The organism is Xanthomarina arctica (assembly GCF_014638915.1).
GTDB classification, from domain to species: Bacteria; Bacteroidota; Bacteroidia; order Flavobacteriales; family Flavobacteriaceae; genus Xanthomarina; species Xanthomarina arctica.
This window is the reverse complement of the sequence record NZ_BMFQ01000003.1, coordinates 528076-551703: the sequence shown is the minus strand read 5'-3', so window position 1 is coordinate 551703 and position 23628 is coordinate 528076. Positions and strand designations below refer to the sequence as shown.

General features: G+C 31.6%; 21 protein-coding genes. 14 read left to right on the top strand and 7 right to left on the bottom strand.

Annotation, left to right across the window (positions count from 1 at the left end):
- The first annotated feature begins 5 nt into the window (after positions 1–5).
- Positions 6–1121, top strand: a complete 1116-nt coding sequence (locus IEV77_RS13675) for a glycosyltransferase (RefSeq protein WP_188465761.1) — start codon at positions 6–8, stop codon at positions 1119–1121.
- Positions 1082–1516: a sugar 3,4-ketoisomerase gene (locus IEV77_RS13670; RefSeq protein ID WP_188465759.1), complete on the top strand. Its 435-nt coding sequence runs from the start codon at positions 1082–1084 to the stop codon at positions 1514–1516. The genes IEV77_RS13675 and IEV77_RS13670 overlap by 40 nt, the downstream gene beginning before the upstream one ends.
- Here IEV77_RS13670 and IEV77_RS13665 read toward each other — a convergent pair.
- Together IEV77_RS13665 and IEV77_RS13660 are read right to left on the bottom strand one after the other, a co-directional pair.
- Positions 1483–2424, bottom strand: a complete 942-nt coding sequence (locus IEV77_RS13665; protein ID WP_188465758.1) for a glycosyltransferase family 2 protein — start codon at positions 2422–2424, stop codon at positions 1483–1485. The two genes, IEV77_RS13670 and IEV77_RS13665, sit on opposite strands and share 34 nt — an antisense overlap.
- A 1-nt stretch (position 2425) precedes the next feature.
- Positions 2426–3310 (bottom strand): glycosyltransferase family 2 protein, encoded by an 885-nt coding sequence (locus IEV77_RS13660; protein ID WP_188465756.1) that lies wholly within the window; start codon positions 3308–3310, stop codon positions 2426–2428.
- Positions 3311–3457: 147 nt separating this feature from the next.
- Here IEV77_RS13660 and IEV77_RS13655 point away from each other — a divergent pair, with 147 nt between their 5' ends.
- The 4 genes from IEV77_RS13655 to IEV77_RS13640 all read left to right on the top strand — a co-directional run bounded on the left by IEV77_RS13655 (position 3458) and on the right by IEV77_RS13640 (position 6446).
- Entirely contained in the window at positions 3458–3697 is a 240-nt protein-coding gene (locus IEV77_RS13655; protein WP_188465753.1) for a ribbon-helix-helix domain-containing protein, read from the top strand.
- A complete protein-coding gene (locus tag IEV77_RS13650; protein ID WP_188465751.1) occupies positions 3690–3977 on the top strand; it encodes a type II toxin-antitoxin system RelE/ParE family toxin in 288 nt (95 codons plus the stop codon). Before IEV77_RS13655 ends, IEV77_RS13650 begins: the two co-directional genes overlap by 8 nt.
- Positions 3978–4095: 118 nt before the next feature.
- Positions 4096–5526 carry an MBOAT family O-acyltransferase gene (locus tag IEV77_RS13645; protein WP_188465750.1) on the top strand — a complete coding sequence of 477 codons (1431 nt, stop codon included), beginning with the start codon at positions 4096–4098 and terminating at the stop codon, positions 5524–5526.
- Positions 5526–6446, top strand: a complete 921-nt coding sequence (locus tag IEV77_RS13640) for a hypothetical protein (RefSeq protein WP_188465748.1) — start codon at positions 5526–5528, stop codon at positions 6444–6446. The genes IEV77_RS13645 and IEV77_RS13640 overlap by 1 nt, the downstream gene beginning before the upstream one ends.
- Here IEV77_RS13640 and IEV77_RS13635 read toward each other — a convergent pair.
- Genes IEV77_RS13635 through IEV77_RS13625 form a run of 3 tightly spaced genes read right to left on the bottom strand, consistent with a single transcriptional unit; the run spans position 6443 to position 9183 of the window.
- The gene (locus tag IEV77_RS13635) at positions 6443–7129 is read right to left on the bottom strand and encodes a cell division ATP-binding protein FtsE (RefSeq protein WP_188465746.1); all 687 of its coding nucleotides are present in this window, start codon (positions 7127–7129) and stop codon (positions 6443–6445) included. The genes IEV77_RS13640 and IEV77_RS13635 overlap by 4 nt on opposite strands.
- Complete coding sequence (locus IEV77_RS13630) at positions 7107–8453, bottom strand: glycosyltransferase family protein (protein ID WP_188465744.1); 1347 nt, start codon at positions 8451–8453, stop codon at positions 7107–7109. The genes IEV77_RS13635 and IEV77_RS13630 overlap by 23 nt, the downstream gene beginning before the upstream one ends.
- A gap of 1 nt (position 8454) precedes the next feature.
- On the bottom strand, positions 8455–9183 hold the full coding sequence (locus IEV77_RS13625) for a glycosyltransferase (RefSeq protein ID WP_188465742.1): 729 nt from the start codon (positions 9181–9183) through the stop codon (positions 8455–8457).
- A 242-nt stretch (positions 9184–9425) separates the two neighbouring features.
- Between IEV77_RS13625 and IEV77_RS13620 the strand changes: the two genes are divergently transcribed.
- The gene (locus IEV77_RS13620; RefSeq protein ID WP_188465740.1) at positions 9426–12449 is read left to right on the top strand and encodes a tetratricopeptide repeat protein; all 3024 of its coding nucleotides are present in this window, start codon (positions 9426–9428) and stop codon (positions 12447–12449) included.
- Between the two features lie 152 nt (positions 12450–12601).
- The gene (locus IEV77_RS13615; RefSeq protein WP_188465738.1) at positions 12602–14335 is read left to right on the top strand and encodes a TonB-dependent receptor; all 1734 of its coding nucleotides are present in this window, start codon (positions 12602–12604) and stop codon (positions 14333–14335) included.
- A gap of 172 nt (positions 14336–14507) precedes the next feature.
- Here IEV77_RS13615 and IEV77_RS13610 read toward each other — a convergent pair whose 3' ends face one another.
- Positions 14508–14873, bottom strand: coding sequence for an endonuclease domain-containing protein (locus IEV77_RS13610; protein WP_188465736.1), 366 nt, complete (start codon positions 14871–14873; stop codon positions 14508–14510).
- A gap of 234 nt (positions 14874–15107) precedes the next feature.
- On the opposite strand from IEV77_RS13610, the gene IEV77_RS13605 reads away from it, so the two are divergent.
- The 3 genes from IEV77_RS13605 to IEV77_RS13595 all read left to right on the top strand — a co-directional run bounded on the left by IEV77_RS13605 (position 15108) and on the right by IEV77_RS13595 (position 20112).
- Positions 15108–17753, top strand: coding sequence for a T9SS type A sorting domain-containing protein (locus tag IEV77_RS13605; RefSeq protein WP_188465735.1), 2646 nt, complete (start codon positions 15108–15110; stop codon positions 17751–17753).
- A gap of 121 nt (positions 17754–17874) precedes the next feature.
- The gene (locus tag IEV77_RS13600; protein WP_188465733.1) at positions 17875–18312 is read left to right on the top strand and encodes a hypothetical protein; all 438 of its coding nucleotides are present in this window, start codon (positions 17875–17877) and stop codon (positions 18310–18312) included.
- A gap of 177 nt (positions 18313–18489) precedes the next feature.
- Positions 18490–20112, top strand: a complete 1623-nt coding sequence (locus tag IEV77_RS13595; RefSeq protein WP_188465731.1) for an amidohydrolase — start codon at positions 18490–18492, stop codon at positions 20110–20112.
- Positions 20113–20191: 79 nt separating this feature from the next.
- Here the strand turns inward: IEV77_RS13595 and IEV77_RS13590 are convergent, their stop codons facing one another.
- Positions 20192–20887, bottom strand: a complete 696-nt coding sequence (locus IEV77_RS13590) for a class I SAM-dependent methyltransferase (RefSeq protein ID WP_188465729.1) — start codon at positions 20885–20887, stop codon at positions 20192–20194.
- 99 nt (positions 20888–20986) lie between these two features.
- On the opposite strand from IEV77_RS13590, the gene IEV77_RS13585 reads away from it, so the two are divergent.
- The 3 genes from IEV77_RS13585 to IEV77_RS13575 all read left to right on the top strand — a co-directional run bounded on the left by IEV77_RS13585 (position 20987) and on the right by IEV77_RS13575 (position 23625).
- The gene (locus tag IEV77_RS13585; protein WP_188465727.1) at positions 20987–21481 is read left to right on the top strand and encodes a YkgJ family cysteine cluster protein; all 495 of its coding nucleotides are present in this window, start codon (positions 20987–20989) and stop codon (positions 21479–21481) included.
- A 176-nt stretch (positions 21482–21657) separates the two neighbouring features.
- Positions 21658–22503: a sterol desaturase family protein gene (locus IEV77_RS13580; protein ID WP_188465725.1), complete on the top strand. Its 846-nt coding sequence runs from the start codon at positions 21658–21660 to the stop codon at positions 22501–22503.
- 360 nt (positions 22504–22863) lie between these two features.
- Complete coding sequence (locus tag IEV77_RS13575; protein ID WP_188465723.1) at positions 22864–23625, top strand: hypothetical protein; 762 nt, start codon at positions 22864–22866, stop codon at positions 23623–23625.
- Positions 23626–23628 lie beyond the last annotated feature (3 nt).

The following is a 23628-nucleotide window of genomic DNA, read 5'->3' as shown; positions in this document are numbered from 1 at the left end:
AAGCATTGCAAAGTAACAATAAAAAGATTTGTATTGTGGCATCCTCTTTAGGAAAAGGTGGGGCTGAACGTTCTGCTGCACAATTGTCTTTCATGTTACATCATCTAAATTATGATGTACATATAGTTACAGTTTTAAATCATATTGAATTCGAATACAAAGGCACGCTTTTAAATTTAGGAGCTTTAAAGGATAAAAACGATACGTTTTTTGGTCGATTACAACGGCTGAAGTATTTTAAGGCCTATTTAAAATCTCATAATTTCGATGTTATTATTGATGGCAGAGCTCGTGTTCAATGGTATCGAGAATTGCTAATTTCTAAGTGGGTTTATGCTGGAATTTCCGTGGTTTATGTAGTTCACTGCTATAAAATATCAAAAGCGTTTACGCCTTATAAAGCCTTAAATAAATTTTTATATAAGAAGGCTCAAATGGTTAGTGTCTCTCAAGCTGCAAAAAATCATTTTAAAGAAAGCTTGCAATTAAAACATGTTGAAACTATTTATAATGCCTTCGATTTTGAAATACTCCAAAAGAAAGCCGAAGTTATAAAATTTGAGGATTTGGATTTGAAAAATTATATTTTGTTTTTCGGAAGAATCCATGACGAACCTAAAAATTTAAAGCTCTTATTAGAAGCTTACAAATTATCTAAGTTACCAGCAAAAAATATTCCTTTACTGATTATTGGTGAAGGTCCTGATTTACAGGAAATAAAAGGCTATGTCTCCAAATTGGAATTAGATAATCATGTCGTTTTTAAAGGATTTATGTTAAATCCATATCCTTATGTAAAACATGCCAAATTTGCTTTATTAACAAGTAGACACGAAGGGTTTCCAATGGTTATTCCAGAAACTCTAGGCTTAGGAACTCCAATGATTTCAGTAGATTGTAAATCGGGACCAAATGAAGTTATCAAATCTGGTTATAATGGACTTTTGGTTGAAAATTTTAATGCTCATGCCATATCTGATGCCATGAATAGTTTTATATTTGATGAAACTTTATATCAAACCTGTAAATTGAATGCACAAGAAAGTGTGCAACGTTTTTCAACTAAAAACATTACAAACGATTGGAAACAACTTCTAGACAAAATACGACATCAAGAGTAAGTGATATTCAGCAAATTGAAATCCCAAAAATTAAAGATTCAAGAGGGAATTTGGCTGTTATAGAAAAGGATTGTATTCCGTTTACAATTAAACGTGTCTATTATTTATATGATGTTCCAAGTGATGCTTTTCGCGGTGGTCATGCTCATAAAACACTTTACCAATTTTTAATTCCTTTAAGTGGAAGTTTTGAGGTGCGTTTAAAAGATAGTGATGGCGAGCAATTAATTACAATGAATAAACCAGATAAAGGTTTATTAATTGTTCCTGGAATTTGGAGAGAAATAGAAAATTTCTCATCAGGTTCTGTATGTTTGGTGCTTGCTTCAGAAGAATTTGACGAAGCAGATTATATTAGGGATTACGAAGATTTCGTCTCGTTTAAAGGTCTATAATATACTTTTTTTCCTTTTAAAGTTTTTACTTTCAATAGTAATTTTAAAAGCCAAGAAGGACAGTCAATTAATAATCGTTGACTAAGTTTTAAATTGGTAACGTTAAGGTGGCTCCTGTAAAATTCAAACGACTTCTTATCTCCCGTTAACCTACTTAAGATGGCAAGAGAAAATCTATTTTTATCTATAAACTTTTTTAAATCTTTGTTTTTTTCTTCCTCTAAATAGTATTTGTCAAATTTAGGTTTCGCTTTTAAGTTGAAAGTAGAATTGGACAAACTACTATCACTATAAGTATAATGCACTAAAACTTGGTTAACAAAAACAATAGGGTAGTGCATGCCTATTCGAATCCATAAATCTGTGTCTTGACCCGATTTTATAGAAGTGTCAAATAGACCAGTAGTTTCTAAAACCGATTTCTTAAAAACAATACTGGAGCTAGTTAAAATAGTATGTTTTAAGCTTTCTTTTAAATAATTTTTAATTGAAACGCCTCCATCAATTGAAAAATTATATGTTACTGGAACAATTTTTTTCGGGTAATTATGTGCAATGGCTGTGGTATAAATATGCTCATTTGGAAAGGCTTTAATAGCATTAAAAATGGATTCCAGATAATTAGGTAGCCAAACATCGTCACCATCTAAAAGAGCAATTAAATTAGACTTTGCTAATTTTATTCCGTTATTTCTAGTAGATCCAGCACCCTGATTTTCTTGATGAATGTATCGTATCCTAGAATCTGAAAATGATTTAATAATGTCTTCACTAGAATCTGAAGACCCATCATTAACAATAATGAGTTCAAAATCAGAATACGTTTGATTTATAACACTGTTTATCGTATTATAAATAAAATCTTCTTTATTGAAAACTGAAATTACTATTGAAAAATATGGAACCATCCTAGTTTTTAATTCTACAAAAGTAACCTAATCTATATAAATCGAATAAGAATAAATTGGGATTTTCTTGAGTTAGATTTTTAGTTATCGAGCTGTCAAAAAAGTTCATGAAGTTCCCGAAAAGGTGTTGTAAATGGAATAATTTAAGAAATTCGTAAGCCTTTAAAATGCTAATATCGCTTTTAGTTAATTGTTTATTGGCATAAAAATGATGAAGTGTTTCCATGGCCTGCTCTGTTTTTTTTAAAAACGCTGAATTTTCATCCAAACCATAATGAATGACTTCGTTATTGATATGATAAACCTCTATTTGATGTTTTTTTAATAAGGTGCCAAAGACATAATCCATACCGTAACTATTTTCAGTATGTTGTTCGATTAGATCCAAGTAAATATGTTTTTTTATAAGAAAATTTGCCGAAATGATAACTTTGTAAGGTGTTTTATTTCTATGGGTTGCATCCACTTCTTCTCGTTGTTTACCAAAAGTATAACGCAAGGACTTTTTTGGTTCATAAGATGAATCTAAATAGGCAAAACCTCCAAAAATAGCTTCGTGATGGTTCTTGATTTCTTTAAGATATTTAATTAGGAAATCAGGATTTTTGGGGATGACATCTACATCAATAAACAAAAGCCAATCATATTGCGCCTGTTCAGCTAAAAATTTTCTACTTGCGGCTCTGCCTACATTTTTTTTAGCTTCAATAAATTTACAATGGGTTAGATTATTAATCTTTTGATTCTCTTGGTTTAAATGAGAAAAAGAACCATCGTCTACACAAATAAGCTCAAATATAAGCTTGTTTCCCAGAGCTTGTTTCTCAAGAAGAGTAGCTAGAGGAAGCGCATTATAATGATATGTAGGTATTAATATGGATAACATGAATGTATAATCAGTTGTTCAAATCTAATCAATATTGAAACAAATTGTGGAAAATTTATTTAATCATAACTTAAATTTTGAATACCAAGATTTATAAATTTGCAAACGATTCACATATGGTGTATATTTACATCAAAACGACTTATTATGGCAAGACAAAGTATCTCTTTTACGAAACCAAATGATGATTGGTTAAAAGATCAAATAGATAAAAATGAATATTCAAGCAAAAGTGAACTTGTTAATGATTTGATTAGACAAGCAAGAAATCAGCAAGTTCAAATTAATTGGATCCAGGCAAAATTGGAAAAGGCTGAAAAAAGTGGGTTTACGCTGGATAGTAAGGAACAAATTTTGAGGGAATCAAAGGCCTTACTCAATGGCTAAGTATAGATTAAGCAATCAGGCTAAAGAAGATTTAATTCGGATTCATCAATACGGAGTTCAAAAATTTGGAATGATTCAGGCAGATATGTACTTCGATTCGTTTTTTGAATATTTTGAAATCATAGCTCAAAGACCATATTCTTTCGAATCGGTTGATTTCATAAAAGTAGGATATAGACGCTGTGTATGTGGCACCGATAGTGTTTTCTATAAGATTAATAATAATATGATCGAAATTATGACAATCGTAGGGAAACAAGATTTGAATAATATTCTTTAGTTTATTTTAGTTATTTCAAACCTATTAAAACGAATTTGTAATCAATACTTCAAATAGTATATATTTACATTAATAAAATCTTAAATCAGATTTTTAAACCAACTTCTAAATAATACCAATGTTATTCAATACCATAGATTTTGCCATTTTTATGCCAATAGTCTTTTTGTTGTATTGGTTTGTTTTTAAGAAAAACCTCAAGATTCAAAATCTTTTTTTACTTGTTGTTAGCTATTTTTTCTATGCTTGTTGGGATTGGCGTTTTCTTGGGCTTATTTTTTTAAGTTCTCTAGTGGATTATTCCATTGGATTATTTTTATCTACAACCAAACAGAAAACCAATCGTAAGTTGCTTCTGTTAACAAGCCTCGTGGTAAATTTAGGAATTTTAGGATATTTTAAATATTACAATTTTTTTCTAGAATCCTTTCAAGATGTCTTTTCATTATTCGGAAGAAGTTTGGAATCCAGTACGCTAAATATTTTACTTCCTGTTGGAATCAGTTTTTACACCTTTCAAACCTTAAGTTATACCATAGACGTTTATAGGAATAGGCTAGAACCTACAAATAACATGTTGTCGTTTTTTGCCTTCGTTAGTTTCTTTCCGCAATTAGTAGCTGGGCCTATTGAGCGTGCATCCAATTTATTACCACAGTTTGAAAAAAAACGTCAATTTGATTATGCTAAAAGTGTAGATGGGTTACGCCTAATTTTACTCGGACTTTTCAAAAAAATGGTTATTGCAGATAATTGTGCCTTGGCTGTGAACGAGATTTTTACTAATTATTCAGATTATAGCGGGAGCACATTGTTTTTTGGCGCCTTCTTTTTTGCCTTTCAAATTTACGGCGATTTTTCAGGTTATTCAGATATAGCCATTGGTTCTGCTAGATTATTAGGTTTCGATTTGATGCAGAATTTCAATTCGCCGTATTTATCACGAAATCTTACTGAATTCTGGAGACGTTGGCACATCTCTTTAAGCACTTGGTTTCGCGATTATGTATATATTCCACTTGGCGGAAGTCAGGTTTCAAAATCAAAATGGGTTAGAAATATTTTTGTCGTTTTTCTTTTAAGTGGTTTTTGGCATGGCGCGAATTGGACTTTTATTATTTGGGGTTTTATTCACGCGTTATTTTTTCTGCCACTTATTTTTCGAAAAAAACAGGCTAATTTTAAGGAAGAAGCCGACGAAGGTAAATTATTACCTAGTTTGAAAACTGTTTTTCAAATCGGAAGCACTTTTTTAATCGTACTATTGGCTTGGGTGTTTTTTAGAGCAGAGAATGTCTCGCACGCCTTTTTATATTTACAAGGTCTTTTTTCCGCGTCGTTGTTTTCTTTTCCAACGGTTTCAAGAGGCTTGGTATTATTCTTAATAATCTATATGATTTTTGAATGGCTACAAAGAGATAAAAAACATTTGTTAGAAATAGACTTTATTAGCTCAAAACCATTAAGAATCGCTATTTATTATGGTTTGGTTCTATTGATATTTTATTTTGGAGGAGACACGCAACCGTTTATATATTTTCAGTTTTAATGAGAAAGTTACTCACACATATCGGTTTATTTTTAATTCCCATTTTGGTGGTTTGGATCTTAGCGGAATTATTTTACCGAACGGTTCCAAATACGTATACTTATAAAAACAATCAGATTTTAAATGAAAATAACGATGTAAACATGTTGGTTTTTGGAGATTCCCATACTTTTTATGGCATCAATCCCGAATGGCTTTCGGTTAGCTCCTTTAATTTGGCCAATATCAGTCAAACAATATATTTTGATAAACTTTTATTAGAAAAACACATCAACCATTTACCAAAGTTGAAGTATGTAATTATTTCTGTAGAATATACTACGCTAAGTCAAATAGATAATACACAGGAAGATATTTGGCGAAAATATTTTTACAGTGCTCAAATGGATTTGGAGGTGCCAATAATAGATTGGTACAATCCAAAAAAGTATAGTTTGGCTTTAACCCGAAAATTTAATAAAACATGGAAATCTTATCGAGATTATAGAACGGAAGGAACTTTAATTGGTTCTGATGTTAACGGCTGGGGAAACACATATCTGGCAACTGTAGATTCTTTAGAATTGAAAACCATTGCCAAAAATATTTCCAGAAAACACGAAGATGGTTCTATGGATTTTAGTTTAAATATTGGAAGAATTCAGCAAATAATCGATTTGTGTAAAGAAAGACATATTGAAGTGATATTGATAAACATGCCAGTAACTAAAGATTATTTAGATCTCTTGAATCCTGAGAAATTGAAAAAAATTGAAGCTACTTGCGATAGGTTAGTAAAAAATAATACAAATGTTAAACGCCTTAGCTTTCTAAGAGATCCACGTTTTACTACAGCAGATTTTCAGGATGCAGATCATTTAAATGCTCAGGGAGCAAAAAAATGTTCATTGTTAATTAATGAATATTTAGAAAAAAATTAAAGAGTCGTTTTTCTCTGAACGACTTCAAACACTTGGTTTTCATCACATTTAAGTGTTTTGCTTGGGTATTTTAATAATAAAGCATAATCGTGGGTTGCCATTAATATGGTATTTCCATTTTTATTAATTTCCTGCAAAACTTCCATAACTTCAATACTCGTTTGCGGATCTAAGTTTCCAGTTGGCTCATCGGCAAGAATAAGTTCTGGATCATTTAATAAAGCTCTTGCAATAGCCACACGTTGTTGTTCTCCACCTGAAAGTTCATGAGGAAATTTAAACCCTTTGGTTTTCATGTCAACTTTATTTAAAACTTCTTCCACACGCGTACTCATTTCCTTTTTGTTTTTCCAGCCAGTAGCTTTTAAAACAAACATCAAATTATCGTTTATGGTTCTATCTGTAAGTAATTTGAAATCCTGAAATACAACACCTAATTTTCGTCTTAAAAAAGGAATCTCTTTTTCTTTAAGGGTTCTTAAATTGAAATCCACAATGCTTCCTTCACCTTTAGTTAAAGGTAAATCGGCATAAAGAGTTTTCATAAAACTACTTTTTCCAGTTCCAGTTTTTCCTATTAAATAAACAAATTCGCCTTTGTTTATTTCAATGTTAATGTCCGAAAGTACAAGGTTGTCACCTTGATATATAGAAGCATCTTTAAGATAAAGTACGTTTTGCATAGTTGTTTTTTAGGGTCATTACATTTACCAGCACAAAGTAAACAATTAAAGGGAAATAGGGAAAGGAAAATCTGGAATTTGAACCATAAGTTACTAACGCTTGAGCCAAGGCTCCAGAGAGCACAATGGCAACAATTAGTAGGTCTAAATCAAAGACTTGGCATTTCATTTTAAAAAAGTAAAATAACTTTTTGATTGAAAATAGAAGGAATAGTGTATTTATTAAAATCAGTAAATAGTGTTCGAGGTAATTCCAAAGACCAATAAGGGATTTTTTAATAGTCACATTTTGGAATTCATTGACATTCCATAAAAGTGACGATGTAAACCAAAAATCTCTAAAGGAAATAACAACCTGTTTGGCGTACAAATCGGGATTGTTTTTAATTAATTCTTTAGAAATCCGTCCCATTTCATTTATCAATTCTAATCTGGTGTAATCGGTTTCTTCAATGAGCTGGTTGTAAGCAAACCATGCAGTCATAGGATACAAATGGTATGGAAGGTTATCTCTAGTATATTTACGTTGAGCTACAAAAACATCTCGAATAAGTTTATCTTCTTCTGGAGCTTTTTCAAAAAAGGAAGTGGCTACTTGTGCGAAATTCATTCCTAAATAATACGAACTAGTAAATTGTCCAATATTTCTTTCGTTTAAGGAACACCAATTATAAAATGTTACTAGTGGAAGTAGAGATATAGCTAGCGTTTTTATAAGTATTTTTTTTATTCCGAAGTTGAAATTTTTAACCAGATAAAACAGAGAAAAACCAATAGGAACATAAATAAACATAGGTCTTACCAAATACAGCACACTTAAAATAACAGATAAAACCAGATAATGCTTTAAAGGAGTTGTAGATTTTAAAACCTCATATTTTTGAAGGTACCAAAACGATAGGAATAGAAAAAACATGGAAAGTGTTTCAGTTAGAATAGCGAATTCAAAAAACACAAAATGTAAAAACGAGGTTGTTATTATGGTAATCCAAAAAGCTAAAAGAACATTGCCTGTTTTCGTTTTACTGAAATCGTAAATTAAATACAGACTTAAAATACCAAGTAGCGTTTGGATAAGAACAGTTAAATATAAATTCCCACCTACCAAAGCAATTAAAAAGGGTAAACCTGGCGTACGTTCTCCTGTATAATTTTCTAAACTGAAATTTAAAAGGTATTGTGCCAGATTGGTGTAATCTTCAGAATCCGGGAAAATGCTAACATGATGATAAAAAACAAAAACCAATAATCGTATAAGAATACCATAGGTTAGCAAGATAGCCACTGGGTATTTTAGAATATATTCTTGGAGTTTTTTAAACATCTTATTTTCTATATTGAAAATATATTTTAGATAAATCTATTGGCACATTTATTAAGTCCAAAGTCGTAATTCTCGAATTCCCTTGGTCATGCCATTTTTTTAAAGGCACTTCAAGAACCGCCTGATAACAAAAATCTATGCCTTTTAACTTGATGGTTCTTAAAAGAAGTTCAATATCAAACAACCATTTGCTTTTAAAAGGAGCATTAAAAATTTCCTTTGCCAAGGAGGTTTCTATCAATTTTGCACCGCATTGGGTGTCGTAAATAGGTAAATCTAGAATAAAGATATTGACAACAGTAGCAAGGCCTCTTCCAAATATATGACGTATTGGACTTCTGTCTATCGAACTGTTAAGCGTTTTAATTCGAGATCCAATAATAAATTTGGTTGTTTCAGAATAAAAGCTAGTTAATCGTAACATTTCATCTAAAGAAGTGGATAAATCTGCATCTAAATATCCTATATATTGATAGGTGTTTTTATCTGTTTTTTCAACAGCAAAACGAATAGCTTCTGCTTTTCCCAAATTTTTATCAAGATTAATCACAGAAACATGGGTAAAATCAGCTTCTAGTTTTTTTAAGATAGAAATGGTGTTGTCTGAACTTCCGTCGTTTACAAAGCATAAATCTAGTTCCTGATGAGACTTCAAAAATTCATGATAAGCTTCGATATCAAATCGAAACCCTTCGTTATAACATGGAATAATGACACAGGTTTTTTGCATAGGTAACTTTGGAAAAACCAATTGGTTTTTAATGATTTTTGATAAACGAATAAGTTGTTTACCCAAAAATCAAATATAAGTATGTTTTTGTAGATATAGCTAAGAAATTTTCAAGATGCTATTTTTTGGATGACATTATATAAGTGAAAAATATTAATAACTCTGTTTATAATTATAACATAATTCTAACGTTATAAAATAGAGATTAAATTACCTTTGATTCTAAATGAAAAAACGTCTTTATGAGTATCCATAAAATAATAATTCTCTTTCTTGCTTTTAGCTTTAATTTAAGTGGTTTTAGTCAAGAGTCTGCTATTTATACAAATCCGTTAGCAGATTTTCAAAACGCTTTAAATTTATATGAAAACCAGCAATATGCCGGAGCACAAACTTTATTTTCTAAAATAAAGAAAACAACCGATAACGATCTTTTACAGTCTAATTGTGCTTATTATATTGCCAATTGTGCTGTGCGTTTAAATCAGTTAAATGCCGACCAGTTAATGGAGGATTTTGTTAAAGATTATCCTACAAGTACCAAAAGAAATACAGCTTATCTGGATGTTGCAGATTACTATTTTAAAAATGGAAAATATGCCTATGCTAAAAAATGGTACGATAAAGTAGATGAGAATTCTCTAGCAAAAGGTGATCTTGAAAAGTTTAATTTCAATAATGGGTATGTCGCTTTTACTACCAAGAATTTTAAAGACGCTAAAAAGTATTTGATGCGAATTGAAAATTCACAAACATATGGATCTCAAGCCAAATATTATATTGGTTTTATGGCTTATGAAAGTGACGATTATAAGGAAGCCAATCAATACTTCGATCAAGTTAGCGACAACGAAAAATACAAAGAGAAACTGTCTTATTATCAAGCAGATTTAAATTTTAAACTTGGAAAATTTGAAGAAGCTATCAAATTAGCCAAAGAACAATTGCAGAATAGTGATAGATATGAAGTGTCTGAGCTTAATAAAATCATTGGGGAAAGCTATTTCAATTTAGGGAAGTATGGGGAAGCAATTCCTTATTTATCCGAATATCAAGGTAAAAAAGGCAAATGGAATAATACAGATTTTTATCAGTTAGGATATGCGTATTACAAACAAGGAGATTATGAAAGCGCTATTTCAGAATTTAACAAAATTGTAGATGGAAAAAATTCTGTGGCTCAAAATGCGTATTATCATTTAGGTGAAAGTTATGTGAATTTAGAGAAAAAGCAGGAAGCTTTAAATGCTTTTAGAAATGCGTCTCAAATGGATTTCGATTTAAAAATTCAGGAAGATGCTTGGTTGAATTATGCTAAAATTAGTTACGAAATAGGAAATCCATATCAATCCGTTCCTCAAGTTTTAACCATCTATCTGGAAACATATCCATCTACAGCTTATAAGGAAGAAGTAGAAACGCTTTTAATCGACTCTTATATTACATCTAAAAACTATCAGGAAGCTTTAAAATTATTAAAAGGAAAAAATAGTTTCGAGAATAAAGTAGCATATCAAAAAGTGGCATTTTATAGAGGCTTGGAACTCTATAATGAAGGAAAATATCAGGATGCTTTAGATATGTTTTCAAATTCATTAAAAGAGCCAAGAGATGGCATGTTCACTACCCGAGCAACTTTTTGGAAAGCAGAAACTAATTATAATCTCACGAATTATAGTGACGCTTTAATTGGTTTTAAACAATTTCAGCAACAATCAAATGCCTCTGAAACTCCAGAATACAAAAACATAAATTACAATTTGGGGTACACCTATTTTAAGCAGAAAAATTATCCGCAAGCCATTCAGTTTTTCAATCAGTTTATAACAAATCAAAAGGATGATGCTATTCGTTTAAACGATGCGTATTTAAGACTTGGAGATGCGAATTTTGTTTCTAGTCAGTATGCGCAAGCCATTCAAGCTTATGATGAAGCGATTAAAATAAATAAGATTGATTCCGATTATGCATTCTTTCAGCAAGCCATAAGTTATGGTTACGAAGGTAAAGCCTCTAAGAAAATAACTGAATTAGAAGCGTTTCTTCAAAAATATCCAAAATCGACTTTACGGGATGATGCCATGTTCGAGCTTGGAAATTCATACGTTAAAGCCAATGAAGATGTGAAAGCTTTAAAAATTTATGAAAAGCTTCAGGGCGATTATAGAATGAGCACATTTGTGCCTGGTTCCATGTTGCGTCAAGGTTTAATTCATTATAATAAAAGTGATAATGAACAAGCTTTAATTAAATTTAAAGCCGTTGCTAAAGACTACCCTGGAACACCAGAAGCCAATCAAGCCGTTTCTTCTGCACGTTTAATTTATATCGATTTAGGTCGTGTTAACGATTATGCTACTTGGGTAAGAACATTGGATTATGTGGAAGTTACAGATGCCGATTTGGATAATACCACTTACGAATCTGCCGAAAAGAAATATGTGGACAGCAAAACAGATGATGCCATCAAGCAGTTTAATAGCTATTTGGCACAGTTTCCTAAAGGTATTCATGCTTTGCAAGCCCATTTTTACTTAGCACAATTATATGATAAAAAAGGCTTAAAGGAAAATGCCGTTCCTCATTATGTTTATGTAGTAGATGCACCTCCATGCGAATTTACTGAAGAATCTTTATTTAAGGTTTCCCAAATTTATTTAGAAAAGAAAGATTGGATTCAAGCCATTCCAATGCTCAAGCGTTTGGAAGAAGAGGCTAGTTTTCCTCAAAATGTTATTTATGCACAATCCAATTTAATGAAAGCATATTATCAGTTAAATAAATATTCTGAAGCAGTTGCTTATGCTGAAAAAGTATTGAATCAAGGTGTTGTAGATGTTAAAATAAAAAGTGATGCACATCTTATTATAGCACGATCTGCCATAAAAACAAACAATTTGGAACGCGCTAAAACTGCTTATGCCGAAGTTGAAAAAACAGCAACAGGAGAAGCGGCTGCCGAATCTTTATATTACAATGCCTATTTTAAAAATAAGGCAGGAGACTATCAGACTTCAAACGAAACAGTGCAACGTTTAGCAAAAGACTATTCTAGTTATAAATATTTTAGCGCTAAAGGCTTGGTGCTTATGGCTAAGAATTATTACCAATTGGAAGATGCTTTTCAAGCAACTTATATTCTAGAAAGTGTGATTGAGAATTTTGGAGAATATGGAGAAGTTGTTACTCAGGCCGAAGAAGAATTAAGCAAAATAAAGAAGGAGCAAGCTAAAACCAATGCTTCTGTTTTACCTGAAGAAGATTAAATTAGTTTTCAGTCGCCCGCCGACGCTAGCCTACTACGCCGAAGTGGCTACGAAGGCCGTAAAGCTTCGGACGGGCAGGCAGTCCAGTTTTGCAATAAATAAATCAAAAATTATCAGTCATAAATCGTCAATAGTAAATAAAAATAAATTCTATGCGAAAGCACATTCATAAAATCATCATTTTACTAATTAGTTTCCAAGTGGGTAACATTTCAGCTCAAGAGCGAGATAGCGATACTTTAAAAACGGATGTTATTCAAGTAGTAAAACCATATGCGCCAACTATTTCTGATGCTTTTAAAGTGAAGGAATTGCCAAATTTGGACGATGATGTAACAACAACCAAGAAAACCATTGAGTACAATATTTTCTCTTTTCCAGTAGCTTCTACATTTACACCAGCAAAAGGGAAAGCGGCTGTTGTTGATAAAGAAAAACCAGTAAAACTTTATGATAACTATGCGTCTTTAGGTTTAGGAAATTATGGAACTATTTTGGGTGAGGCCTATTTAAATTATGCGTTAAGCAAAACAGATAAGGTAGGTGGTTATTTTAGTCATCATTCTTCTCAAGGTGGTATTGACGATGTCTTGTTGGATGATTATTTTTATAATACCAACCTAAATGTCAATTTCTCAAGAAAAGAAAGAGATATGAGCTGGCAGGTTGAAGGTGGTTTCAAACATCAAGTTTTTAATTGGTATGGTTTACCACAACCTTATTATAATGAAACTTCTCCAGAAGCACAATTAGGTGTTAGTCATACCTATTATGGTGGAAATTTAGGTGGGGAAATTTCTTTTAACGACAGTTATTTTAAAACCGCAAATGTGATGTTTAGACATTTTGGTGATAATTATGGATCTGGAGAAAATAGATTTTCTGCTGATATATCTGCAGATATTCCTATTGCAGATTTGGATTTCTCTGCGAAACTTATGATTGATTACCTTGGAGGTTCTTTTGAGAGATTTTATAATTTAGATGCCGAAAATAAATACGGAAATTTTAATATTGGTTTTGCCCCAACGTATCGTTTTATCAAGGATGATTTAACTCTGGATTTAGGGGTTTCTCTATATTATTTAAACGATACCGAATCTAGCGAAAGCAAATTTTATGTCTATCCTAATATTACAGCGTCTTACCGAGTTGTAGATGAAGTGTTAATTGCTTTTGGAGGAATTAAAGGTGGTTTAATTCAGAATAGCTATGAGAATTTTACTCAAGAGAATATGTTTGTGTCACCAACCTTATTAATCACTCCAACAGATCAACAATACAATGCTTATGTTGGTTTAAAAGGAAAGGTTTCAAGCAATGTAAGCTATAGTGTTCAAGCGGCTTATTTGGCAGAAAGTAACAAAGCTCTTTATAAACATAATGAAATTGAATTTGTAAATCCAGACGAAAGTTACCAATATGGGAATTCGTTTTCTGTGGTTTATGACGACGTTTCGACCTTTAATTTTGGAGGTGAGTTAAGTGTAGATGTCAATAGAAATTTAAAATTAGGTTTGAAAGCAGATTTCTTTGCTTACAGTACAGATAATGAAAGTGAAGCCTGGAACTTACCAAGTATTACTGGTTCGCTTCTTATGGATTACCAAATTGACGAACATTGGTTTGCAGGAGCCAGTTTATTTTATGTTGGAGAACGTAAAGATCAAGTGTATGAAACAACGTTTCCTTTAGTAACATATGGGTCAACCACCTTAGATGGTTATTTTGATGCCAATGCACATGTAGGCTATCATATTAACGATAAGTTCTCTGTATTTGCAAAGGTTAATAATATAGCCAGTCAAAATTACCAACGTTGGTTGAACTATCCAGTTCAAGGTATTCAATTTTTAGCAGGAGCTACTTATAAGTTTGATTTCTAAATTCCTGCGCAGGCAGGAATCTTGTGATTAAAAAGCGTTCTAATTAGAACGCTTTTTGCGTTTTAAAAACACCCATAAACACTCGAAAACACCCCTATGGTCCCCTCAAGGGGACAACTTAGTAGTTTGCCTTCATTTTCTGGAGGTAAAACAGCAAAATTTCAGGAAACAACTAACCCAATAATTCATGAATTTTATCTTCTAAAGCAAGTAAAACATTAAACAAATCTTTTTTCACCTCTTCATTGGTAAACCGTATAAAAGTAACGCCATAAGCTTCAATTTCTCCTTGTCTTTTAGCATCTTCCAGAAAAGAATGGTCATGAATGGAACCATCAATTTCAATAGCTAAACCTATCTCATGACAATAAAAATCTACAATATAATTGACCATGGGAACTTGCCTATGAAACTGAACACCTAAAGCTCTTTGCTTAATATTCTGCCAAAGAATCACTTCGGCAAGGGTGCTGTTTTTTCTAAGCTCTCTAGCCAAGAATTTTAGGTCAGATCTATATGGAATTATTTTATTTGCCATTATTTAAATTTACTATAAAATTTTATATATCCTTCACTTGAAAACTTTCTAAAAATTTAATTGTCCCCTTGAGGGGACTTTGTTAGGATTTCAACACGGATTCCTAAAAAAACTTTAGGGGTGTTTTTATTGTCCCCTTAAGCCAACTTTAGGCATGTTTTAAAATGTTTTTTAAAATAAATATAGAATTTTATAACATCTATTATTATATTACCTGACCTTTAATAATCTAAGATGAAACATAACTACTTATTCCTAATGGCTTTTTTAGTCGTTTCTTTTTCTCAAGCTCAAAATGTTTATATCCCAGATGTTATTTTTAAATATGCGTTAGTAGATACCAATTGTGTGGATACTGATGATGATGGTATTTATGATTCTGATGTGGATACAAACAATGATGGTGAGATACAGGTTTTAGAAGCAGAAGCAGTTTTAGATCTTAAAATTTATGCCATACCTGCCAATAATGTTCAAGGTATTGAAGCTTTTGTTAATTTGAAACGTTTAAGTTGTAATGAAACCTTAATAACTAACTTGAATGTAACTGAATTATCAGATCTAGAATATTTGGATTGTTCTAATAATCAGTTAAACTACTTGAATGTAAGTGAATTATCAGATCTAGAATATTTGGATTGTTCTAATAATCAATTAAACTATCTGGATGTAATTGATTTAGCTAATCTCATAACATTAAACTGCACAGATAATCAATTAATTACTTTGGATTTAAGCAATTTATCAAACCTTATAACTCTTTCATCTAATAATAATTCTATTAATACATTGGTTATTGATGGGCTAGTGAATGTTGAAGAGATAAATCTTTATGGTAATAATTTGTCATCATTGGATGTCACAGAATTAATTAATCTCACCCAATTAAATTGTTATGGGAACCAAATAAACACACTGAATGTTAGTGGTTTAACAAGTCTAGAAACATTACTAATTGAAAGCAATCAATTAACTACTTTAGATTTATCAGGTTTATCAAATCTAAAAATATTAGATTGTGATTATAATGATTTAAATAGTTTGGATTTAAGTGGGTTAACAAATCTGGTAAAATTTTCATGTGATAATAATGAAATAAATTCTCTTGATTTTAACGGTTTAGTAAATGTTGATTATATAGATTGTCGAAGTAATCAATTAAACACTTTAAATGTTAATGGTTTATTAAATCTTGGCTTTTTAAATTGTGAAAATAATCAATTAAATACACTGGATGTTAGTGACTTAGCAAGCTTAGCTACCTTGGAATGTTCTTTTAATCAATTAACTACTTTAAATATAAATGGCTTAACAGATCTTGTAATTTTAGATTGTTCTGTCAATGAATTAACAACATTGTTTATAAAAAATGGACAAGAAAATATATTAAACTTTGCTGGAAACCCCAATTTAGAGTATATCTGTGTTGATGAAAGTGAATTGGATAATGTACAATATTTAGTTGATCAAGAAGGTGTTGCAAACTGCGTCGTCAATAGCTATTGTAGCTTTGTTCCAGGCGGAGATTATTTCACCATTCAAGGAGAAAACAAGTTAGATATTGATGCAAATGGCTGTAATACAAATGATCCAATTTTTCCAAGTTTAAAATATAATATTACAGATGGCAGTGTCGCTGGAACAAGTATTTCGAATGCTAGTGGAAATTATTTTATTCCAGTGCAAGCAAGTTCTCATACCATAACTCCAATTATTGAAAATCCAACCTATTTTACAGTTTCTCCTTCAAGTTTAGTTGTCAATTTCCCAACAGAGGCAAGTCCTTACAATCAAAATTTTTGTGTGGTTCCAAATGGTACACATAACGATTTAGAAATTACCATCTTGCCTATAGATCAAGCTAGACCTGGATTTGATACAAATTACAAAATAATCTATAAAAACAAAGGCAATACAGAACTTAGTGGCAGTGTGGACTTGATGTTTCAAGGTAATGTTATGGATATGACTTCAGCCAATCCAATTGCAGACAGTCAAATCTTAAATGAATTATCATGGAATTTTTCAAACTTATTACCTTTTGAAAGTAGAGAGATTGTATTCACAATGAATTTAAACACACCTACAGACACTCCTCCCTTAAATGGAGACGATGTTCTAATTTTTACTGCAACTGTTAATCCAGTTTCTGGAGATGAGATGCCTGACGATAATGAATTTATTCTAAATCAAACCGTAGTAAATTCTTTCGATCCTAACGATAAAACCTGTTTAGAAGGAAAAGTCATTACACCAGAGCAAGTTGGAGCGTTTGTACATTACATGATTCGTTTTGAAAATACAGGAACTGCAGATGCTTTAAATATTGTAGTTAAAGACGACATTGATTTGACTAAATATGATGTATCGTCTTTAATCCCACTAAATGGAAGTCATGAATTTGTAACCAGAATTAAAGAAGATAATATTGTAGAATTTATTTTTGAAAACATCAATTTGCCATTTGATGATGCTACTAATGATGGCTATGTTTTATTCAAAATTAAAACCTTAGAAAGTTTAACTCTTGGAGACACATTTTCTAACGATGCCGAAATATATTTTGATTATAATGCGCCAATTATCACCAACGATGAATTAACAACAGTTGCTGAAAATTTAAGTATTGAAGAATCAATCTTGCAAACAGTAGTGAAAATCTACCCTAATCCAGTTTCAGGCAACTTAACGATTGATAGCAAACATATTCTAGAAACCATTTCAATTTTTGATGTGAATGGCAGACAATTACAGACGCTTGTTTTATGTGGAAACACAAATAAATCGAAAGTAAATTTAAGTCGTTTCTCCAAAGGAGTCTATTTTGTTAAAATAAGAACTGAGGCTGGTATTCAAACTTCTAAAATTATAAAAGAGTAGATTTTGTCACAGAGAAGTATGAAGTGAAATACGATCTATTTATGAATTCAACAAAGTTTTTTTATTCAAATAATTTAAAAATCACGAACTTTAATAAAACTATTTTAAACCTACTATTATTATGAAAAAAATTATTCCAATAACACTCATAATGCTGTTTTTAGCTTTTAGTTGTCAAGATGATGATACAGAAAATCCTCTTATTGAAAATGATAATATAGATACTGGAATTTTTGGCAGGATAGAATATGCTAGAGCAGATTGTATGCCTGGCAATACTAATCCTATAGATTTTAATAATTATAATGGAGAAATTTATTTTATAATAAAATCTGAATTAGAAAATTTAGGAAATGAAGAAGGTGCATATGAGGAATTAAAATCAAATAGTATTCATTTTAACATTACAGATGGAGTCCTTGAAACTGAATTACCTGAAGAGGTTTATTTGGTTCTACCTGAGGATGTTTACCTTTATGATGATTATAATACGGTTACCATAGAATCTGGAGTGGCATTATATAAAAATTTCAGATTTAAAAAGTGCGTTTCTTATTAAAAAATTCTAAACTTTAAAAAAAGCGTTCTAATTGGAGCGCTTTTTTTGTCCCTTCGAGTGGATTTTATAAGAATTTCAATATAGTTTTCTAAGTGAACATTAGAGGTGTTTTTTATATATTTACACGAATTTTCTAACAGCTTATTTAAAAGACTCCCATTTGCATGGGAAATACCTATGAAAAAACTACTAACCATTTTCGTTTTAACCTTAATTCTGTCTTGTCAGAAAGAAAAGCAACAAGTCGACACCATCGTCATAAATGCTAATGTTTATACCGTAAATTCAAATTTCGATAAGGCTGAAGCTTTTGCCATAAAAGACGGTAAGTTTTTCAAAATAGGTACTACAAAAGATATTCAAAACAACTTTGTAGCAGATACTATTATTGATGCTAAAGGACAAGCTGTTTTTCCGGGATTTATAGATGCACATTGTCATTTTTACGGTATGGGAATGAATCTTCAAACAGTAGATTTAACTGGAACCACCAGTTTTGAAGAAGTGATGAAACGTGTTTTAGATTATCAAAATGAAAGAAACACTTCTTTTATTATTGGTCGTGGATGGGATCAAAACGATTGGGAAGACAAAAATTTCCCGAACAAAAAATTATTAGATGCCTTATTTCCTAATACTCCAATAGCCTTAACCAGAATTGATGGACATGCGTTGTTATGTAATCAAGCAGCTTTAGATTTAGCAAACATTACCAAAGACACCAAAATAGATGGTGGTGAAGTAGTTTTGGAGAACGGAGAATTAACAGGTGTTTTAATCGATAATCCTATGGAGTTGGTTTATAATATTTTCCCGAAACCTACTAGACAGCTTCAAATAGAAGGATTGATGGATGCGCAGGAAATATGCGCAAGTTTAGGTTTGACAACCGTTTCTGATGCTGGATTGGATAGAAATGTAATTGAATTAATTGATAGTTTGCAACAAACAGGCGATTTGCAAATGCGAGTGTACGGAATGGTTTCTAATACTAAAGAGAATCTTGATTACTACTTGCCTAAAGGAAAAATTAAAACTGAAAAGCTAAATGTACAGTCAGTAAAAGTATACGCAGATGGGGCATTGGGGTCTCGTGGTGCGGCTTTAAAAACTCCTTATGCTGATGCCGAAAATCATTTTGGAGCCATGGTTATTGGGTTAGAAGATTTTGAAACTTTAGCAAAGCGACTTGAAGCGGCCAATTATCAAATGAATACACATGCTATTGGAGATTCGGCAAATAGTTTCGTTTTAAAAACCTATGATAAAACCTTGCAAGGAAAAACTGATAGACGTTGGAGAGTGGAACATGCACAAATAATTACGGACAACGATTTTGAATATTTTAAAAATGAAAATATCCTTCCTTCCATTCAACCTACACATGCTACAAGCGATATGTATTGGGCAGAAGATAGGCTAGGTGCTGAACGTATTAAAGGTGCTTATGCTTACAAAACACTTTTAGAATCAAGTGGAAAAGTAGCTCTTGGAACCGATTTTCCTATTGAACAGGTAAGTCCGTTTTTAACCTTTTATGCCGCAGTTGCTAGACAGGATTTAGAGCAATTTCCTGAAGGAGGTTTTCAGATAGCAGATGGATTAACTAGAGAAGAAACTCTAAAAGGAATGACCATTTGGGCCGCTTATTCTAATTTTGAAGAGAACGAAAAAGGAAGTATTGAAGTAGGTAAATTTGCAGATTTTATCATTCTGGATCATGATATCATGACTACAGACTTAATAAATATACCAATCACAAAAGTGGAACAAACTTTTATTGATGGCGTGAAGCAATAAATCTCTGTGCTCCTCAGTGTATCTCTGCGTTATTGATATTCCACAGAGATGCGCAGAGTTTTTCGCAGAGAGATTGTTATTAATAAAGTTTCGCTAAATAATCAAAATGGTCTCCATCCATTACTTTTTCGCAAGTTAACCCAACACTTTCACAAGCAAATTTTAAGCTTTCAAAATCTAGATACAACCATTTCATGGGTTCTTCGTCTTCATTTTTATAGCTTAAGAAATAGTCTAACTCGCCATAATAATCGGAATTTGTATCTACCCAAAGTCCGCCATCTTCATCTTCATACATATATTTAATATCAGAAGAGTCAATCAGAATCTGACCTTTTGGATTCAATAAAGATTTTAAATGTTTTAAATAGGTAGCAACTTTTGAAACTTCTTGAAAAATTCCTGTTCCATTCATTAATAATAAAATGGTATCGAAAGTTTCTGTTTCATTGAGAATGTCTTTTAATTCTGCTTTTAAAACACCACGTTTTTTTGCGACTTCTATAGCTCCTAGAGAAATATCAATAGCTTTCACTTCAAATCCTTTCTCTTGCAGGTACAAGCTATGACTGCCAGAACCAGAACCCACATCTAAGATCTTTCCATTTGAAAGTTTCAAAGCTTTTTTTTCAAGTTTCGGCATGTCTTCAAAACCTCTAAACAAATAGGGAAGAGGGAGTTCGTCTTCACCCGATATATTGGTAGACGTAATTAAATCTTCAGTGTAATTACCATTTTGGTAATCTAATAAGGCTTTTCCGAATAGGTCTTTCAAGGGTTTGTGTTTTGTGTTATGTTAAGCATAGAAGAAACATCTTTATTATTTTAGATTTTTCTCATCGCTCTAAATAACAAGTTTTATTACTTTTGTGTTATGCAAGATATTATTAAAAACCTTCCAAAACTCGCCAAAGATAAGCATAAGGAAAATAAAAACTTCTTTGCCAAGCTTAAAAAGAAGCCCCCAAAGCAGTTGGATTATATCATGCAAGAATTGCATAACGAAGAATTTAAGCGGACAGATTGTTTAGAATGTGCCAATTGTTGTAAAACTACTGGGCCTTTGTTTACAGATAAAGATGTGGTGCGTATTGCCAAGCATTTTAAAATGAAACAGCAACAGTTTATCGATACGTATTTAAGGATAGATGAAGACAAAGATTATGTGTTGCAGTCTGTGCCTTGTACGTTTTTAGGAGCTGATAATTATTGCTCTATTTATGATGTTAGACCCAAAGCATGCAGTGAATTCCCGCATACAGACAGAAAGAAATTTCAACAAATTTCTAATTTAACCTTACAAAATGTGGCTATTTGTCCAGCGGCTTTTAATATTGTTGAAGAAATGAAGAAACGGATTAAAGTTTAGTTTACAGTCTCAGTCTCAGTCTCAGTCTCAGACTCAATTTTTAAAATAGTATTTAAAGTATAAAAGTTCATGAAAAATTTCTGAATACTGAGACTGTATGCCCATCCGAAGCTTTAGCGTAGGACGGTGACTGAAGACTTTAAAATTTTTAGTATATTTAGTAAAAATTTTAGACCTTGGAAAGCATATTTAATTATTTCGAAACGATTCCAACATTTCACAGAAGTTTGCTTCTTGCTGGAGGAATCACTTTATTTTGGTTAATGGAAGGTGCTTTTCCCCTTTTTAAATTTTCTTATAAAAAGTGGAAACATGCAGGTCCAAATTTCTTTTTAACGGCTACAACCATTATAATAAATTTCGGACTAGCATTTTTGTTATTACTAACTGCAGATTGGGTAAAAGTCAATCATTTTGGAATTATCAATTGGTTACCAACCATGCCACTTTGGTTATATGTGGTGTTGGGTGTAATGATGCTCGACTTTTTTGGAGCTTATTTAGCGCATTATGTGGAACATAAAGTGAATCCACTTTGGAAGATTCATTTGGTACATCATACAGATCATCATGTAGATACAACCACTGGAAACAGACATCATCCTTTGGAAAGTGTCATTCGTTTTACCTTCACTTTAATGGGTGTTTTTATTGTAGGAACTCCAATTGCTGTTGTGTTTATTTATCAATCTCTATCAGTAGTTTTTACGCAATTAACACATGCCAATATTAGAATGCCTAAAAAACTGGATAAGATTATCAGTTACTTTTTTGTGTCTCCAGATATGCATAAAATTCATCATCATTATGTGTTGCCTTATACGGATTCTAACTATGGAAATATATTTTCTATTTGGGATCGGGTTTTTGGCACTTATATGGAATTTGATAGAGAGAAACTGGTATATGGCGTGGATGTGTTTCCAGACGAAGTTAAGAATGGACAAATTACCGAACTTTTAAAACAACCATTTCAAGACTATCATAATCCTACTATTATTTCTGAAAAAGATATTTTATAAATTCAGAATCCTAAAAATAATTGGATTTGTTTTTTAGCCTACGCACCTATAAATTCTACCTACGAAATTGTTCGAAGAAAATCATAAATGTGATTCCTGTTTTTGGCTTTTTCCCTATGGCTGTGACCACTAATTAATCTAAATTTTACGAAATCATAAAAAGTTAGAATCGATTAAATGCTTAAAATTTAGATATTTAGTTGCCACTAAAACAGTTAGTCTAATTTAATTATAGACTTATCGAATATCTTATTCGATTCTATTTCCGATAATCACATTGTCGTATTTTTGTTTTGTTCAACAAAGGAATGAGTTTTACCTAAGAAATAATTTTGTTGAACAAAATAAAACTATAAACACATGAAGACCCTAAATCTCAAAATGTTTACGTTTTTAGTTGTAGCCTACTTTAATACTTCTTATAGTCAAGATGTTGTGTATTCTGCTATTTTTAAAAATGTAAATGATTCAGCCCAAAGTTTAAATCATTATTTAAATACTTCCGGTGATACCCTCTATCTAGAAAGTCAATTCGATCTTAATAAAATTGAAGTTATTGGAACTTCAGGTTTAAAGGTGTATGCCATTAATGATGTTACAAAAGACATTAGAATTCCTCTAAGCGATTTGCCTATGGGCGATTATACTTTTGCTGTGGTTCATACAGAGGGTCGTGACGATACCTATATCTACAGAAAAACCATTGTTTTTAAAATTTCCAGATTATTGCCTATTGATTCTATCTTGATGAGAGGTATGAATCCAATGCATTCAAATAGTCATTTGGCTGGGCTGAATATTCCTATCTTGGATTTAAGTGAAAATAAAATTATAAAAGATTTCCCTAAACCGGTTGGCTTAGCAAATAATGGAGATAACAGTAATTTAGACGTTGTAAAAGATACACAGCTTTCAGGTTCTTTAACGTCCATAGAAGATAGAGATGATTTGGATGCCAAGCATTTAAAAACCAGAAAAATAGATAACATTCTTGAACGCAATAAGCCTGCGTATTCTAAGGCTTATAATCTTTCAGATACGCGTTCTGGGAGCCATAACATTCAATCTAGAGCAGATTATAGACGAAACAATTTAAGACCGAACGGGAGACCTTACGATTAATAT